Raw genomic sequence first — 16,486 nt, forward strand, 5'->3', positions numbered from 1 at the left:
CCCCTTCACGCGGCGAACCCGAACTTCCTCAGCCGTATCGGCTGATCTCCAAGTCCCCTCCGCTCACCGCTAACGTGCACCTCCCCCATACAAGAACAAATCCCCCAAAAGCCATCCATGCCGCCGACGCGGCACCACAGACAATGGAAATGGGGTACCAAGAGTAATTTCCAGGGTAGTGACGTGATGCTCTGAAGCTTATTCCGTCCGCATCCAGCTTCAGCTGGATCGGCGTCTAACCATTCCTCTGGGTTCGTTCTATGGTTAGACATTACTTTCGGGGGAGCCCCCGGATATCCACAGGATATGGCTGCGCATCATTTCCTAAACAACAAAAAAAGCCCGGAGCCGCATCAACTGCAGCCCCCAAGCCTCTTATTCAAGCCTCTTATCCAAGCTTTCGTTCAAAAGCATTTTATTTCAAAATATGAATCGGATGACCCATCGCCACTTCAGCGGCTTCCATCGTGATTTCACCGAGCGTCGGATGCGCATGAATCGTCAGAGCGATGTCTTCCAAGGTTGCTCCCATCTCGATGGCAAGACCCATCTCAGCGATCAGGTTGGACGCTTCCGCGCCGACGATTTGCGCGCCGAGGAGCAGACCGGAATCTTTGTCGCCAACCAGCTTCACGAAGCCTTCCTTCAAATTCATCGATTGCGCGCGGCCGTTGGCTCCGTAAGGGAACTTGCCTACCGCTACGTTGATGCCTTTGGCTTTTGCTTCGGTCTCGTTCAAGCCGACGCTTGCGATCTCCGGATCGGAGAATACGACGGCAGGGATGCATTTGTAATCGACGACGCTAGGCATTCCGGCAATTGCTTCGGCAGCCACTTTGCCTTCGTACGAAGCTTTATGGGCCAAGGCCAGACCGGATACGATATCGCCGATCGCATAGATATGCGGAACGTTCGTTTGACACTGCTCGTTCACTTTGATCAAGCCGCGCTCGCCGACTTCAATGCCAGCCAGCTCCAGAGACAGATCTCCGTCCGTATTCGGACGGCGTCCTACCGTAACCAGCACATAATCGGCCGTTACTTTCTTCTCTTCGCCTTTGACCGTGAATGTCACGGTAACGTCTTTATCGGTTTGCTCGCAGCCTTGAGCCATCGCTTCGGTGAACACTTCCACGTCCAGCTTCTTCAGGTTGCGCGCCACAAGCTGCGACATTTCTTTCTCGAAGCCCGGCAGAACCGCGTCGGAGCCTTCGAGCACCGTCACTTTCGTGCCGAACTTCGCATAGGTTTGTCCGAGCTCGATGCCGATGTAGCCGCCGCCGATAACGATCAGGCTTTGCGGAATTTCTTGCAGCTCCAACGCTTCGGTGGACGACAAAATGCGGCCGCCGTAAGGGAACGCCTTAAGCTCGATCGGACGGGAGCCCGTCGCGATAATGCAGTGGTTGAAACGGTAACGCGCCGTTTCGTTATCGTTAAATACGCGGGCTTCTTGATCGTTGATGAACAAAGCCTCGCCGTTAAATACTTGAATTTTGTTGCCTTTCAGCAGCTGGGTAACGCCGCCGGTTTGCTTTTTGATAATGCCGCTTTTCCATTCCTGGACTTTGGCAAAATCGACTTTCACGTTTTCCGCCGTAATGCCGATGGCGGAGCTGTGCGCTGCCGCTTCATAATGATGCGCAGCGGAGATCAAAGCTTTGGAAGGGATACATCCGCGGTTCAAGCATACGCCGCCCAGCTCGGATTTATCGACTACCAATACGCTTTTGCCCAGCTGGGCGGCGCGAATGGCCGCCACATATCCGCCGGGTCCTGCACCGATGACCAGAACGTCAATCTCAACGGAAGCGTCTCCTACTACCATATCTTACACCTCCAAAATGAGCAGCTCTGGATCAGCCAGCAGCTGTTTAATGTAGTTCATAAAGTTTTGACCCGTTGCGCCGTCGATAATACGATGGTCAAAGCTCAAGGACAATGCCATAACCGGAGCAATGACGATTTCACCGTTTCTAACAACCGGTTTTTCTGTAATACGACCTGTTCCGAGAATAGCAACTTCCGGGAAGTTGAGGAGCGGAGTGAAGAACATACCGCCCGCGGAACCGATGTTCGTAATGGAGATCGTGCTGCCTCTCATCTCGGCAGCGCTCAGCTTGCCTTCGCGTCCGCGTGCCGCCAAGTCTTTGATGGCTTCCGCGATCGTCCAAATATTTTTACGGTCCGCGTCCTGGATCACAGGAACGATCAAGCCGTTATCCGTGTCCGTAGCGATACCGATGTTGTAGTACTTCTTGTAGACGATCTCGTTCTTCTCTTCGTCGATCATCGCGTTCATAGCAGGGAATTGGCGCGCTGCCGCTACCAATGCTTTGACGATGAACGGCAAGTAAGTCAATTTTACGCCTTTTTTCTCTGCCGCCGCTTTCGCTCTGCCGCGCAAAGCAACCAGTTGAGTTACGTCGACTTCGTCCATCAGCGTTACATGAGGAGCGGTGAACGCGGATTTAACCATTGCGTTCGCGATCGCTTTGCGAATGCCTTTGAGCGGAACGCGCTCTTCGACGCGTTCGCCGGACAATGCCGCCGCAGCGCTCGATGCTGCCGCAGCCGGAGCCGCCGTTGCTGCAGGCGCTGCGCTTGCAGCTTCAGGTGCTGCCGCTGCAGGCTGCGCTCCGCCTGCGGCGAAGGCCAGAACATCTTCCTTCGTCACACGGCCGTTGCGGCCTGTTGCTGTGACTTGCGCGATGTTCACGCCTTTCTCGCGAGCGAGCCTGCGCACGCTCGGCGTAGCCAGCACTTGGCCTGCGGATGCGCCCGCAGCCGCAGCCGGTGCCGCCGCTGGGGATGCCATCGGCGTGTCCAGCTTGGAGCTGGCGACGTTAGCCGCCACCGCTCCGCCTACAGAGCATTCGGCTGCAGGCGCTGCCGCCGGAGCCGCGGCTGGAGCTGCGCTCTCGCCGTGTCCGCCGTGGCTCGCTTGCTGAGGCACCTCGCCGGATACTTCGATCGTCGCGATCAAATCGCCGATCGTACATACCGTACCTTCGCCTACTTTGATCTCTACGATCTTCCCTTCGACCGGAGAAGGAACTTCTACCGTCGATTTGTCGTTTTGCACTTCCATGATGATCGTTTCATCATTGACTGCGTCGCCCGGCTTTACAAGCCATTTGACGATCTCGCCTTCGTGAATCCCCTCGCCGAGCTCAGGGAATTTATATTCAAATATCGCCACGATTCCGAACCCTCCTAAATGGTGGCGCAAGCGGGAGTATGTAGGTTGGAAGTGAAATAATGCGCTTCGTTAACACTCGCCGGCTGCCGGTTCCGCCATATGCCAACTGCCTCCGGCCGCTGTTGAAACCAGGTTTCTCACATTATATTTGTATCAGATGAAACCCGGTTTCAAAGGCGGCGCGTAAACTCTCCGGCAGTTACATATGGCTCCACCTTCTGCCCGCTCGAAGCCTCGCACATTCATTTTCTTCCAAAAGCAGCTCCCGCTGCGCTTTAAAGTATATTCCCCGTTTGCGTCCCTTCCGCAAACGGATGTTACCGCTCCAACGCTCCTTGGCGGAGCGTTTTTGTCAATTCGGCCGCGAAATGTGAAGAGGAAGGTAAGGGTGTGTACCGGAGGAGCCTGCGTCCGCCTTTGAAACTGGGATATCTACATCTGCCCTATAATTCATAAGAATATCCCATTTCAACAGCGGTCGGAGGTATACACCCTCCTTCCTGAAACCTATTCGCGAATCCGCTTGACAACCGGCAGCTCCCTAACAGGAGCGTCCTACTTAAAAGTCAAGAACTTTATTCAAACCTGCTACGATACGAGCAGGGTTAGGTAGCCATTGATCCTCGATTTGAGCGAACGGATACACCGTATCCGGAGGCGTTACGCGAAGCACCGGAGCTTCCAGGTGAAGAATCGCTTTTTCGTTGATTTGCGCGATCACTTCAGCCGCTACGCCGGATGTTTTTTGCGCTTCTTGAACGACGATAGCGCGGTTCGTTTTCTTGATCGATTCTACGATTGTATCGATGTCCAAAGGAACCAATGTACGAAGGTCGATCACTTCCACTTTTGCGCCGCGAGTTTTTTCAATCTCTTCGGCAGCTTTCAAGGAAGTGTGAACCATTGCGCCGTAAGTGATGATCGTTACATCGGAGCCTTCGCGAACGACGTTAGCTTTACCAAGAGGCACTGTGTACTCGCCTTCTGGAACTTCCGCACGGAACGAACGGTACAGGTTCAAGTGCTCCATGAAGAAGACAGGATCGTTATCGCGGATCGCCGAGATCAGCAGGCCCTTGGCGTCGTACGGGTTCGAAGGAACAACGACTTTAATACCTGGAGTTTGAGCCAGCAAGCCTTCCAACGGGTCCGTGTGAAGCTCGGCCGCTTTAACGCCGCCGCCGAAAGGCGTACGGAACGTAATCGGCGCATTGTAGCGGCCGCCGGAACGGTAGCGCATGCGAGCCGCTTGGACGCAGATTTGGTCCATCGCTTCATAGATGAAACCGACAAACTGAATTTCGGCTATCGGACGAAAGCCTTGAATCCCCATCCCTACAGCCAGACCGCCGATAGCGGATTCCGCCAGCGGAGTATCGAATACGCGCTCTTCGCCGAATTCCGCCTGCAGTCCTTCCGTCGCACGGAACACACCGCCTACTTTACCTACGTCTTCCCCGAATATAACAACGTTAGGATCGCGCTGCAGCTCTACGCGCATTGCATCCTTAATCGCTTGAATCATTGTCATTTGTGCCATGGTATGCTTCTCTCTCCTTTACGCGTTATATTCCGCTTTTTGCTCTTCCAAGTGAGCCGGCGTCGTTTCGAACATGCTGTCGATCAGGCCGGTAACGGTCATTTTTTCCGTTTCTTCCGCCTTCTTGATTTGCTCGGCTACGGTAGCCTTCGCTTCTTCGACAACCTTGTTCTCTTCCTCTTCCGTCCAAAGGCCTTTGCCGACCAGATACTTGCGGAAACGGATCAACGGATCTTTCGTTGCTTCCCATTCAGCCGTTTCTTCTTTCGTACGGTATTTGGAAGGATCGTCGCCGGACATGGAGTGCGGGAGGAAACGATAGGTGATCGCTTCGATCAGCGTCGCGCCTTCGCCGTTGCGTCCGCGTTCTGCCGCGTCCTGAACCGCTTTGACGACGGCCAGCACGTCCATACCGTCAACTTGCACGCCCTTGATACCGGCAGCTACCGCTTTATGAGCTACGGATTCTGCAGCCGTTTGCTTGGCGAATGGTGTCGTAATGGCATAGCCGTTGTTTTGCACGACGAAGATCGCCGGCAGTTTGAACGCGCCTGCGAAGTTCATGCCTTCGTAGAAATCGCCTTCGGACGAACCGCCGTCACCGGTATACGTAATCGTGACGCGTTTTTCGCCGCGTTTTTTGAATGCCATGGCAACGCCCATCGCGTGCAAAATTTGCGCGCCGATGATAATTTGCGGCATCAGTACATGCACATCGGCCGGAATTTGTCCGCCGTGCTGGTGACCGCGGGAATATAAGAACGCTTGGTACATCGGAAGACCGTGCCATACGATTTGCGGCATGTCGCGGTATCCCGGACAGATGAAATCGTCTTTATTTAAAGCGAACTCGCTGCCGACCATCGACGCTTCTTGGCCGGATACCGGAGCATAGAAGCCGAGACGTCCTTGGCGGGTCAAGTTAACGGCCCGTTGGTCCCAAGTACGGGTAAACACCATGCGTCTCATCAGTTCTTTCAATTGATCGTCAGTCAAATTCGGCATTTCTTGCTCGTTAACCACAGTACCGTCTGGCCCTAAAACAGACAAAGGCTGCACCTTTGACACTGCCACTTCATATGGCTTACTCATGTACATTCACCTCAGCGATAGATTTTGATGCCTTGAAACCGGAGTTTCTGTTATAGTAGTATTATAAACCTGTTTTCTCTAATAACACAACTACTTACTTGCAAAATATGCGATCTAGTCTTTTCCATGACTATAACAGTGACATGAAATATATAATACAGATGGAAAAACTAGCGTAAACTATTATAATACACTTGGAGGAATTGCCATGGACGATACCATATATTACAAGCGGACAATCGTTAAGGAGCTCGTGCCCTCCGTCTCCCTCGGTGAAGAACGGCCGGTTCGCGTCTTTTTGCCGCCCGGGTATCAGGAGCTGCTGACGTATCCTGTCATTTATTGTCAGGACGGAGAGCAGTTTTTCAACTTCGGACGCATCGTCACGCATATGAACCGTCTGATCTTCGACGAGGGCGTAGAACCGGCCATCATTGTCGGCGTGGATGTGAACACGGCCGTCAGAACGAGCGAATATGCGCCGGAGGGAGAACGTTTTGAGGCGTACACTCATTTTTTCGCCCGGGAGCTGCTTCCGTTCATCGAGTCCAAATATCCGGTGAGAACGACGCCCGCCGAACGGATATTGGCCGGCGATTCTTTGGGAGGAACGGTTTCCTTGCATCTTGCCTTAGATTATCGTAGCCTATTTTGCAACGTTATATCCTTATCGGGGGCATTTTTGCGGGAGAGCCGGGAGCGGATCGAGAGGGAAATCGATCTGTCGTGGCTGCGGCTGTATATGCTGATCGGATTGGATGAGCAGGAGGTCGTTACGGAGAGAGGCACCTTCGATTTTCTCGAAGCGAACCGCAGCGCCAAAAAGCTCCTCGAAGAGAGGAGCTGCCGCATGACCTATGAAGAAAAGCCGGGGAAGCATCTGTGGGGCTTCTGGCAAAATGAGCTGCCCGCGGCGATGAAGCTATTTCTCAAATGAACGGGAACGCGCTACGGCGTCGGTTCGCCGATTCCGTAACGCTGCTTTAACGAAGCGATCATATCGCTGATCTCGCTGTCGCCGGGCAGCCGCAGCGTGCGCGCGCCTTCCTCAGCCGGAGCGGTACGGGCGCGCACCGTCCGTTTGACCGCGTCGATAAACCGCTGCGGGTCATCCAGACCGGCCAGCTCTTGCAGGCTAGCCATTCGATCCTCATGCACATCGGGATAACTGCTCCCGTCCTCCCCTGCCGCGGCGATTCGGTAAAATTCCCGGGCCAGCTCCGCCTTGGCCGCGCCGCTTCCCGTAACGACGACAAACGCCTGAACGACGAAGGCATGCGCCTGTCTGCGCTGTGCAATGCCGCAAAATTTGCGTCCGGCGATACTAAGGTCGTAATCGCCGGGACAATAGGACCCGATCACTTCCCCTTTGGCTACATCCGGCGTTACAGCCTGCAGCGCGTCCTTGACGAGCATGTACATCGTTTCGAAATCTTGGCGAAAATCGATCTGCCCTTGCCGTTTGGGAAGCACCAGCGAGACGTTGACGACTCCCGTATCGAGCGGCACCGCGGCGCCGCCCGAATTTCTGACCGCAACCGAGTACCCTTGCCGCTCCAGCCAGCGCTTCGCTTCGACCGCCCCGGGAAGCCTGCTGTCCCTCAGCCCCATCACGAAAGCGCGGGGATGCCGCCATAGATGTACGATAGGCGGTCCGCCTTCCCCGACGCTCCTGCACAACAGCTCCTCCAGCGCGAACGGATACAATACGTCCGGCGGAGCGGTCTGCTGCGAACGGTCCCATATTAACGCCCCTTCCGGCAAGCGCCAATCATCTTGCTGCATGTTTATTCCTTCTTCCGAATATGGTTATAAGATTTACGCCTTTTTCTCCGAATGGGCGAGTATCTCTTTATATATACGAATCAAATGGTGAACGTCTTCATCGCTTAAATTTCCGAAGAACGTCTTGATATTCGTTTTGCGCTGCTCCCGGATCGTGCCGAGCATCTTGCGGCCTTCCTCCGTAATGCGCAAATAAACGACCCGGCGGTCTTCATCGTCCCGTTCCCGTTCGACATAGCCGGCCGAAAGCAGCTTGTCCGCCAGAGAGGTAATAGCGCCCGCCGTATAGCACATCGCTTCCGCCATCTGCGATACTTTCAGCGGCCCTTCGCTTTCGAGCTTCTCCAGGACGAAGCCTTGAGCCGAAGTCATTCCTTTCTCGTCAAACTTGTTCCAGGCAACGGACATCTTGCGATACAGCTGCCTCGATACCTCCTCCAATTCAAAGAGGTCGCGGTGATCCTTCATCGATTTGCTCCTTTTTCAACAAATGTCGTATTTATTTTAACATTAATACGAACGAGTCGTCGTAATGTTTCAAGAGAGTTCGGAAAAAAAAGTGTTGACGACTCCTTGGGCATCATGATATTTTTTCCATGAATAGTTTTACCATCAAAATATATTTCAAAAAACAATTTTATCAGCAATCCATTTAGCTATTAATTATTTTCATGCGGAAATGTTTTTTGAAAAAAAGGAGGGGGAATTTGAGTGGTCGATTTGGATGATACCTTAAATGAATTTGAGCAACTCATCCATATAGCCATCCGGCAGTCGAATAAATGGACCCCGTGTCCGGCGGTGTCCAAACAGCAGTTCCTGCTTCTGCACACGCTGCTTCATCAGGGACGAATGAGCGTAAGCGAGCTGGCCGACGAGCTGTGTCTTTCAGCCAGCGCCACGACGATCGCCATCAACCGTCTTGTCCGGGACGGTCATATTGCGCGCAGCCGCGACGTTACGGATCGTAGAGTGGTATGGATCGAATTATCGGACGCGGGACGCACCATGATCAGAGAGCTGAGGGAGCGGCGCAAAAGCATTCTGCAAAAGATGCTGGCCGACTTGCCCTCGGACGAAACTCGGCAGTTTATGTCCACACTCCGCAAGATGCTGACCAGCGTCACGGATATGGGCTGAATTTATTTTCCCTATTTATGAAAGGAGCTTAATCAGCAATGAAGAAAAAGGTCATTATTTTGGTAGTGATTGCTTTGATTCTTCTCGGCGGAGGAGCTGGCGGGACTTATTATTATGCGATCGCCAGCAAATATATCAACACGGAAGATGCGAGAATTCAAGGCGACTTGCGGGCTATCGGCGCCCCCGGAGCAGGCAAGCTGATCGAATGGAATTATAAAGAGGGCGATTCGTTCAACAAAGGCGACGTGCTGGGACTCGTCGAAACGACTCCGGCCCACGGCAATACGCCGGCCGTCACGCAGGAAATTATCGCCGCCGAAGAAGGCACCATCATTCAGTTTAACGGCATCAAGGATCAGATGGTTTCCCCTTCCAGCGCCATCGCGATGAGCGCGAACCTCGATCAATTGTACGTATCCGCCAATCTGCAGGAAACCGAAATCGCCGACGTGAAGGTGGGCAGCAAGGTGACGATTAAAATCGACGCCTACCCGAACACAACGATAACCGGTCATGTGGAGCGTCTCGGCCTCGGCACGAACTCCTCCTTCTCCCTGCTTCCCACTTCCAATACGACGGGCAATTTCACCAAGGTGATCCAACGTATTCCCGTAAAAATTTCGCTTGACGATCACAAGGGATTACGCCTTGTTCCGGGTCTGAACGTAACGGTGAAAATTGAGAAATAACCCGCCCGGCTTCTACATAAGAGAGGAGGAACTATAGGTGTCATCCATAGATGCGTCTTCCGGCAAAGAACAGCCAGCCGGTACGACGGACAAAGCGGGCGGCCCCGGCGCACCCTCCAAAGGTTCCGGCCTGGCCATGCTGGCCGTCATCATCGCCGTGTTCATGGCCATATTGGATACGAGTATCGTCAATGTCGCTTTGCCCAAAATGATGTCCGTCTTCGGCGTCAACCAATCCGATATCGAATGGGTCGTCACCGCTTATTCGCTGGTCAGCGGAGCTTTGATTCCCGTCACCGGCTTCTTGGGCGACCGGTTCGGCTACAAGCGGGTCTTCCTGATCGCCACCGCCATATTTACGATCGGCTCCGGCCTGTGCGGCGTCGCCTGGAGCAATAACAGCATGATTTTTTTCCGCATCATTCAAGCGGTCGGAGGAGGCGCGTTAATGCCGATCAGCATGGCGATGATCTTCCGCATGTTTCCTCCGGAAAAACGCGGAATGGCCATGGGCTTATTCGGTATCGCGATCATGTTCGCTCCCGCCACCGGCCCTACGCTGAGCGGATACATAGTGGAATATTTGGACTGGCGTCTTATTTTTACGATCAACGTGCCGATCGGCATTATCGACTTTTTCCTTGCGATGGCCGTCCTGAAGGAATTTAAAGCCCCCGTGTCGCAAAGATTCGATTTCTGGGGATTCGTTACTTCTTGTACGGGACTCGCCACCCTGCTCTACGGCGTCGGCAAAGTGTCGGAGAAAGGCTGGGGCGATTCCGAGGTGATTACTTTTGTTACGATCGGCATCGTTTGCCTCATCATCTTCGTCGCCATCGAGCTCTTGATCGATCAGCCGATGCTGGACTTGTCGCTGTTGAAAAACGCCACGTTCACGCTATCTCTCATCATATCGAGTATCGCCACGCTGATCATGATGGGCGTACTGTTTTTGCTTCCGATCTTTTTGCAGACCTTATCCGGGCTTTCCGCCGTGCAAACCGGTCTGATTCTGCTTCCGCAGGCCATCGTATCCGGCATTATGATGCCGATTGCCGGCGCCCTGTTCGATAAAATTGGAGCCCGCGTCATTGCCGTTATCGGGCTTTCCTTCACGGCGCTGTCGCTGTACTTGTCGGCCGCTCTCGATCTGAACACGATGTTCTCGACGCTGATCACCTGGCTCGTGCTCCGGGCTATCGGCATGGGTCTTATGATGATGCCTATACAAACGGCCGGCATGAACACCGTCCCGATGCACAAGATGGGTCAGGGCACCGCATTGTCGAACACGATCCGGCAGATCAGCGCCTCCTTCGGTATTGCCTGGCTTGCGCTGTTATACTCCGACAGACGGTCGTTTCACGTGGCGGACTTGTCGGAGCAGCTGAATATGTTTTCGACGAATGTCGCATCCCATTTTAACCAGCTGCAGAATCAGTATATGGGCATGGGCCAGTCGGCCATTCAGGCCAAAGCGAACGCGCTCGGCTATTTGAGCGGGCAGGTGCAGATTCAGGCGACCGTCATGGGGCTTGACGACGTGTTTATCGTGACGGCCGTCTTGTCGGTCATCGCCGCGGTGCTCTCCCTGTTTTTGAAAAATACGAAAGCCAAAGGCGGTCCGAAAGCCCATGTGATGGGCGAATAGAACCTTCCACTATTTTCATAGCAAAGGGGCAAGAATCCATATGACAAGTAGTAAGATCGACAAACCAATCCGATTCAAGCGTATTCTGATGACCGGTCTGGTCGTGGCGCTAAGCGGCATCTTGGCCGCCGGGTGCTCAGTCACCAGCGCCAGCGGCAGCCAGACGAAGCTCGTAACGACGGCTCCGGCCGCCAAGCAAAAAATGGACGACAAGCTGGAGGTCGACGCCGATGTAGTATCCTCCTCCCAAGTGAACGTCATCACGAAGGTCGGCGGCGACGTACTGGAGATGAAGAAGAAGCGCGGCGACTATGTGCAGCAGGGAGAAGTTATTTTTACACTCGACTCTACCGATGCAGCCAGAAACCGCGAGAAGACCGAGCTGTCCCGCCAAAATCTGCAAGCCCAGCTCGATAAAACGAGCGAAGACATCGTCACCAACCGCGCCGTGCTCAAAAATACGATTGAGAAGCTGCAGCTTTCGATCGCCGACTTGGAGAAAAGCTATAATAACATTCATAACGACTACGACGAGGGGCTTGTGCCCAAAGCCCAGCTCGACAAGGCGGAAACGCAGTTGAAGACGGCGCGGCTCGATCTGGATACGGCGCAGAAGCAACTGGCCAATATCGAAGCTACCGACCCGCTGGCCTCGTTGAAAATCCAAATCGAGTCCACGAACGTGGCCTTGCAGGACATCGACAAGACATTGTCCGATTTCGAGGTAAAAGCTCCGATCAGCGGCGTGCTGACCGATCTGAATCCCGAGAAAGGCGTGACGGTTCAGGCAGGCTATGTCGCCGGCGTTATCCAACAGCAAAATCCGATCAAAATTCATGCGGATTTGACCGAAAGCGCGGTGAAGCTGGCGCGCGGCAAACAGGCGATTCCGTTTACGCTTCAAGGCAGCGACGAGAAGCTGACGGGTTCCGTAAGCTACTTGGCGGATGTGATGAGCCCGCAGAGCAAATCGTTCGTACTGGAGCTGACCGCTCCCAACGCGGATATGAAGCTGAAGTCCGGCATGCGGGTGAAACTGCAGCTTGGCGGCGATTCCACGCAGGATGTCGTCACCGTCCCTGCCGCTTCCATCGTCAAGGAAGGCAATGACAGCTATGTCTTCGTCGTCTCCGGCGACCAGGCCGAACGCAGAAAGGTCACGCTCGGACGGACGGCGGATACGAACCGCGAAGTCGTCTCCGGCGTTAAGGAAGGCGAGCAGATCGTCGTCTCCGGCGTTCAGGAGCTGAAAGATAAAGACCAGGTTGAACTGAGAAAATAGACCGCTGCGGCTAACCCAAACGATATATTTTAACTACTCAAATGGAGGATTTACGATGAAAAACAATCTGAAAAAAGCAATATCGGCCGTCGTCATCTCATCCTTAGCGTTATCCTTCGGGTCCGGCTCGATTTTTGCCGACGAAGCGGCCCCGGCGGCAATCGATACCCGCTATCCGGTCGCGCTGGACGGACCGCTCCAGGTGAAAGTGAACGGCCTGCTAAGCGAGCATACGCTGAACGGAACCCGCATCGGCGTCAAGCTCAAAATGTACAACGTTTCGAACGATACCGTCCGCGTGCCGGATTATGAGCTTCGCGCGGTGACCCAGAACGGAGCGAAATATGTGCTGAAGGGCAGCGCCGATAACGCGGTCGCCGTTCCCCCGATGTCGAGCATCGACCTCAGCTTTATGACCCAGATCGATCTGGGCGAAAATGTGCAGCCTACCGATCTTGTATGGATCGATGTGAACAAGGACGTCTATCCGAAAACGGAAACGACGATGCTGGACCTGCCCGTAGCGAATCTTGTCTGGTACGGCGATCACTCCAGCATTGCCGATCCTTCGGCGGTCAAGAATTGGGGAGAAACCTTCCAGATTCCTTCCCTAGATTCCGCATTAACCTATACGCCGGTCAATCTGTCGACCAATTTCAAAGACCAGACGCCGGTTCAATTCATCAAGCTGCTCGTGCAAAATCCCGGCTCCAAGTCCGAGACCGTTCCGAGCTTCTCCCTGGACGGCAAATCGGCTACGCTGACCTATAAGGGGTCTAGGGTCGATCAAGCCGTAACATCGCTCGATCCGGGCGATAAGAAATACATTTATTATGCCGTTCCTACCGATCTGGATACGCAGCTTAGCAGCTTCACCGTCTCGACGACGGAAGCCTACAAAGTTCCTAATCGTACGGATGCGGCCGCTAACGTGACATTCAACATCGGCCGCCTGAGCATTCTGACGCCGGAGGCAGACCAAGCCGGTCAGGATACGACTCAGCCCGTTGCGTATACGATGAATACGCCGCTTCCGGTCGATCCGATCAATAACTCGATCAATCCTGACATCTCCGTCAGCGTAGTAGATATGCAAACGTATGAGAATGAGGGCATGGGCTATCAAACCGGTATCGTGAAGCTCAAATTCAGCAACCGCAGCGATAAGCCGTTGCCGGTTCCGCAATTCGCGGCGGAATTGGTCGGCGGAGGCTTTACTTATGCGGGAAGCCGGTTGAACAGCGACGCTTCGCTGGTTGTGCCGGGAACGGATTATGTCGTGAACTATTCCTTCGTCCTGCCGCTTAACGGGGCCAAAGCGCAGTATACGCTGAAGCTGATCGACGACAAGACGGCCGCTCCTTATAAAGTTACGCTGTCCCAGGCGGTTACGTATATGAACAATCCGGTCAATGACAACGAGACCTTGAAGGCTTATCCTTACCAGGTGACGATCCGCGATTGGGCACTCAGCAATCTGGCCGGTATGAATCAAGCGACGCAAACCTATAACTACAGCTACAAGCTGCGTATTAATTGGGATTTGAAAAGCACCGATTCGGTGATGGTCGACTCTGCCTACAACAAGCTGCTCATGGTTCTGGAGACGAAGGACGGACGCAAAATCGCCTCGACGACCAAAAGCTTAAGCGGCGATAACAGGCTGACCAGCGGCGAACAGCTGATTTATTTCAGCGACACGTCTTCCGATCAGCTGGAAAATAATTTGACGCTGAAAATGTATGAAACGATAGATACTCCTGCCGGGCAGGCGAGAAGGCTCATCGCTACTTTGCAGCAATAAGCCGGACCGGATCGCCGGTAAGCTTCGCGGCTCAATGAAAACGAGCGCATGGACGACAAGTTCCCATGCGCTCGTTTTTATTTCTAAATTAAGAAACCGGCTGAAATACAGCTGATTTTCTGCTATTTTAGCTTGTAAAGCAAACGGTTATCCGTTGCCGGCAGTCAATTCGACGGTTTGGCCGATGCATCGTCATGCAGCGGTTGAACGGGGCTGTTTACTGCGGCCTGTTGCGCGGACACAGCCTGATTCCATTCATACAAGGCTACCGTTCCGCCGAACATAATTACGGCAGCCAGCACAAGGCTGATCGTTCTACGATTCGTCATGTTCGTTCCTCCAGGGTTCAGGATTGTTCTCCTTATTATCACACCCTATTATGAACCGAACCTGAACGCCAACTGAAAGTTTGCTGAATAGTCTGGCGTTATTTTCCGGGTTCCAGCGCCATAATTCGCGCAGCTCCCCAAGACGCCGCCTTGACGGTGACGATCATATTTCCGGCCTGCTTCTCCAGCTCCTGTCCCGTCCCTTCGGGCACGTAATATCTCTCCAGACCGTACGTCAATCCAAGCGAGTCTCCCCATACGGAACTGACCGTCCCAATAAGCACCGCTTCTCCCGGCTGAACGGCCGGCTTGGCGGAATATACGCCCGCGGCGTCGAAGAGTCCGTCCTGCTGCCGTTTCAGCAGCACATAGACCTTCTCCCCCTCGTCCGGAAGGTTGCCGCTATGCCATAAGCTCTTATCCACTCTGCTGATTTGATAGCCGAGCGTCACGTAATCTCCGTATAACAGGTCTCTCGGATCGACCGGTTCGGTCTGCAGCTTGATTTCATTGCCGAACCAGCCGACCGCATAATAAGAGACGGCAATGCCGCCAAGAAACAGCACTTGCAGCGCCACGAGGATGCTGAGCAGCCACGACCGCTTGGCAATCATTCGGTTACCGATCATGATGCTTCCCCTCCCCCTCGTCGATGTTCCGAAGAAACCGCTTGTTGCGGCGGTTCAAGAACCAGCTCAAGGCAAGCAGCAGCAGTCCCCCGATGATAAAAAATAGCGATTTATCCATGAAATCCCATGTCAGCTTGCCGTAGGCAATCATGCTGCTGCAAATAAACAGCACGGTCCCGAAATTGATTTTAAACCGCCATTCTTCCATATAGCCCCGCCACAGCACATAGAACGAGAAGAAGAATAGCGTCAGCAAGTAGATCGCGCTCACTCCGACGGTTAAGTAAAGGAATGGAATGCACATGATCCATTCCAAGACGCTGGACAACCGCTTCTGCTTCCATTTGCCCGCCGCGGATACGGCGAACAGCAGCAGCAAAGCCGGCAAATAGTAGAGCGGCTTCGGCAGCAGCTCCGACAAATCGCCCAGGCCGCCGTACGGAGCCTCCCAGACCAGCACCATGAACGTGCCGAATACGAAATTCGCGGCGAGCGGAATCGACTGAAGCGCGTAGCCTGCGCCGCGGTCCTTATACCAGTCCCCCAGCGCGTAGAGCGCCATGACCGGAAGGAAGAAACACAAGAAGGGCAAGTCTTTGACCATCGTAAACATAAGCGCATGCAGCGCAAAGCTTAAACTGAAGCACCATGTGAGCAGCGCGCTCTGTCTTACCCATGCATATCCTCCGAGCCCCGCGGCCATAAAAATGAAACCGACGTAGCTAAACTGATGAAAGTGGAGTGCGCTGTATAACTCAGCCGCCGTAAACACCAGCAAGCTAAGCAAATACAAAAAACGGCTGCGGTATAAAAACGTCAGCAGGACGCCTGCCGTTCCCCAGACGATAAAGGATGTGATGTCGTAAGAGGTCAGATGGAACATTTGGGCTACCAGCACGATGCCCGCACCGAAACTGATATAGCCCAAAGCGGTCAAAGCGATGCCCAGCTTGTCATGCCCCTTCTTCATCATCAGTTCCCCGGAGACGTAGCAGCCGACCATCACGATGACGACCAGCATAAACCGCGCCAGCTGCGGGATGTCCTGCCAATTGGCGGCCACAAAGCTGAGGATGCCGAGACCCACCAGAATGCTCCCGAGAATCGGGAGGATACCTATCGCATGCCGTTTCTCCTCATATAAACCGAGAATCCGTTCATACTGTTCCCGGGTGACGATATTGCTTTCAACCCAGCGCAAACCTTCCTTCTCCACCCATTTGCGGCTCATACCGCCACCTCTCTTTCCATTCGTTTCTCCATACTTTAAGTATAGCCGACACCAAGGCAAAAAAAAGTACTATTTTTCCCTAGTACCCACTCCTTAGCCTTCTGGCCTG

Annotated in this window: 15 protein-coding genes; 6 read left to right on the plus strand and 9 right to left on the minus strand. The window is 53.7% G+C overall.

Going from position 1 to position 16,486, the window contains the following annotated elements; all coding sequences use genetic code 11:
- Positions 1–415: 415 nt before the first annotated feature.
- The 4 genes from lpdA to pdhA all read right to left on the minus strand — a co-directional run bounded on the left by lpdA (position 416) and on the right by pdhA (position 5,834).
- Positions 416–1,828: a dihydrolipoyl dehydrogenase gene (lpdA, locus tag SK3146_RS08365; protein ID WP_249864646.1), complete on the minus strand. Its 1,413-nt coding sequence runs from the start codon at positions 1,826–1,828 to the stop codon at positions 416–418.
- A 3-nt stretch (positions 1,829–1,831) separates the two neighbouring features.
- Positions 1,832–3,202: a dihydrolipoamide acetyltransferase family protein gene (locus SK3146_RS08370; RefSeq protein ID WP_249864647.1), complete on the minus strand. Its 1,371-nt coding sequence runs from the start codon at positions 3,200–3,202 to the stop codon at positions 1,832–1,834.
- Positions 3,203–3,761: 559 nt separating this feature from the next.
- Entirely contained in the window at positions 3,762–4,742 is a 981-nt protein-coding gene (locus SK3146_RS08375) for an alpha-ketoacid dehydrogenase subunit beta (protein WP_249864648.1), read from the minus strand.
- A gap of 18 nt (positions 4,743–4,760) precedes the next feature.
- On the minus strand, positions 4,761–5,834 hold the full coding sequence (gene pdhA, locus SK3146_RS08380; protein ID WP_249864649.1) for a pyruvate dehydrogenase (acetyl-transferring) E1 component subunit alpha: 1,074 nt from the start codon (positions 5,832–5,834) through the stop codon (positions 4,761–4,763).
- Positions 5,835–6,042: 208 nt separating this feature from the next.
- Here pdhA and SK3146_RS08385 point away from each other — a divergent pair, with 208 nt between their 5' ends.
- Entirely contained in the window at positions 6,043–6,771 is a 729-nt protein-coding gene (locus SK3146_RS08385) for an alpha/beta hydrolase (RefSeq protein WP_249864650.1), read from the plus strand.
- A gap of 11 nt (positions 6,772–6,782) precedes the next feature.
- On the opposite strand, the gene SK3146_RS08390 is transcribed toward SK3146_RS08385, so the two are convergent.
- Positions 6,783–7,619, minus strand: a complete 837-nt coding sequence (locus SK3146_RS08390) for a lipoate--protein ligase family protein (RefSeq protein ID WP_249864651.1) — start codon at positions 7,617–7,619, stop codon at positions 6,783–6,785.
- A 33-nt stretch (positions 7,620–7,652) separates the two neighbouring features.
- Positions 7,653–8,087 (minus strand): MarR family winged helix-turn-helix transcriptional regulator, encoded by a 435-nt coding sequence (locus SK3146_RS08395; RefSeq protein ID WP_249864652.1) that lies wholly within the window; start codon positions 8,085–8,087, stop codon positions 7,653–7,655.
- Between the two features lie 243 nt (positions 8,088–8,330).
- On the opposite strand from SK3146_RS08395, the gene SK3146_RS08400 reads away from it, so the two are divergent.
- Genes SK3146_RS08400 through SK3146_RS08420 form a run of 5 tightly spaced genes read left to right on the plus strand, consistent with a single transcriptional unit; the run spans position 8,331 to position 14,188 of the window.
- Positions 8,331–8,759 (plus strand): MarR family winged helix-turn-helix transcriptional regulator, encoded by a 429-nt coding sequence (locus SK3146_RS08400; RefSeq protein ID WP_249864653.1) that lies wholly within the window; start codon positions 8,331–8,333, stop codon positions 8,757–8,759.
- Positions 8,760–8,797: 38 nt separating this feature from the next.
- Entirely contained in the window at positions 8,798–9,451 is a 654-nt protein-coding gene (locus tag SK3146_RS08405) for an efflux RND transporter periplasmic adaptor subunit (RefSeq protein WP_249864654.1), read from the plus strand.
- A 37-nt stretch (positions 9,452–9,488) separates the two neighbouring features.
- Positions 9,489–11,102 (plus strand): DHA2 family efflux MFS transporter permease subunit, encoded by a 1,614-nt coding sequence (locus SK3146_RS08410; protein ID WP_249864655.1) that lies wholly within the window; start codon positions 9,489–9,491, stop codon positions 11,100–11,102.
- Between the two features lie 40 nt (positions 11,103–11,142).
- Complete coding sequence (locus SK3146_RS08415) at positions 11,143–12,384, plus strand: efflux RND transporter periplasmic adaptor subunit (RefSeq protein ID WP_249864656.1); 1,242 nt, start codon at positions 11,143–11,145, stop codon at positions 12,382–12,384.
- Between the two features lie 55 nt (positions 12,385–12,439).
- A complete protein-coding gene (locus SK3146_RS08420) occupies positions 12,440–14,188 on the plus strand; it encodes a hypothetical protein (protein ID WP_249864657.1) in 1,749 nt (582 codons plus the stop codon).
- Positions 14,189–14,352: 164 nt separating this feature from the next.
- Here SK3146_RS08420 and SK3146_RS08425 read toward each other — a convergent pair whose 3' ends face one another.
- The 3 genes from SK3146_RS08425 to SK3146_RS08435 all read right to left on the minus strand — a co-directional run bounded on the left by SK3146_RS08425 (position 14,353) and on the right by SK3146_RS08435 (position 16,377).
- Complete coding sequence (locus SK3146_RS08425) at positions 14,353–14,517, minus strand: hypothetical protein (protein ID WP_249864658.1); 165 nt, start codon at positions 14,515–14,517, stop codon at positions 14,353–14,355.
- A 98-nt stretch (positions 14,518–14,615) separates the two neighbouring features.
- Positions 14,616–15,146: a GDYXXLXY domain-containing protein gene (locus SK3146_RS08430; protein ID WP_249864659.1), complete on the minus strand. Its 531-nt coding sequence runs from the start codon at positions 15,144–15,146 to the stop codon at positions 14,616–14,618.
- Entirely contained in the window at positions 15,136–16,377 is a 1,242-nt protein-coding gene (locus tag SK3146_RS08435; protein ID WP_249864660.1) for a DUF2157 domain-containing protein, read from the minus strand. Before SK3146_RS08435 ends, SK3146_RS08430 begins: the two co-directional genes overlap by 11 nt.
- Between the last annotated feature and the right edge of the window lie 109 nt (positions 16,378–16,486).

Source organism: Paenibacillus konkukensis (genome assembly GCF_023523925.1).
Lineage (GTDB): Bacteria > Bacillota > Bacilli > Paenibacillales > NBRC-103111 > Paenibacillus_S > Paenibacillus_S doosanensis.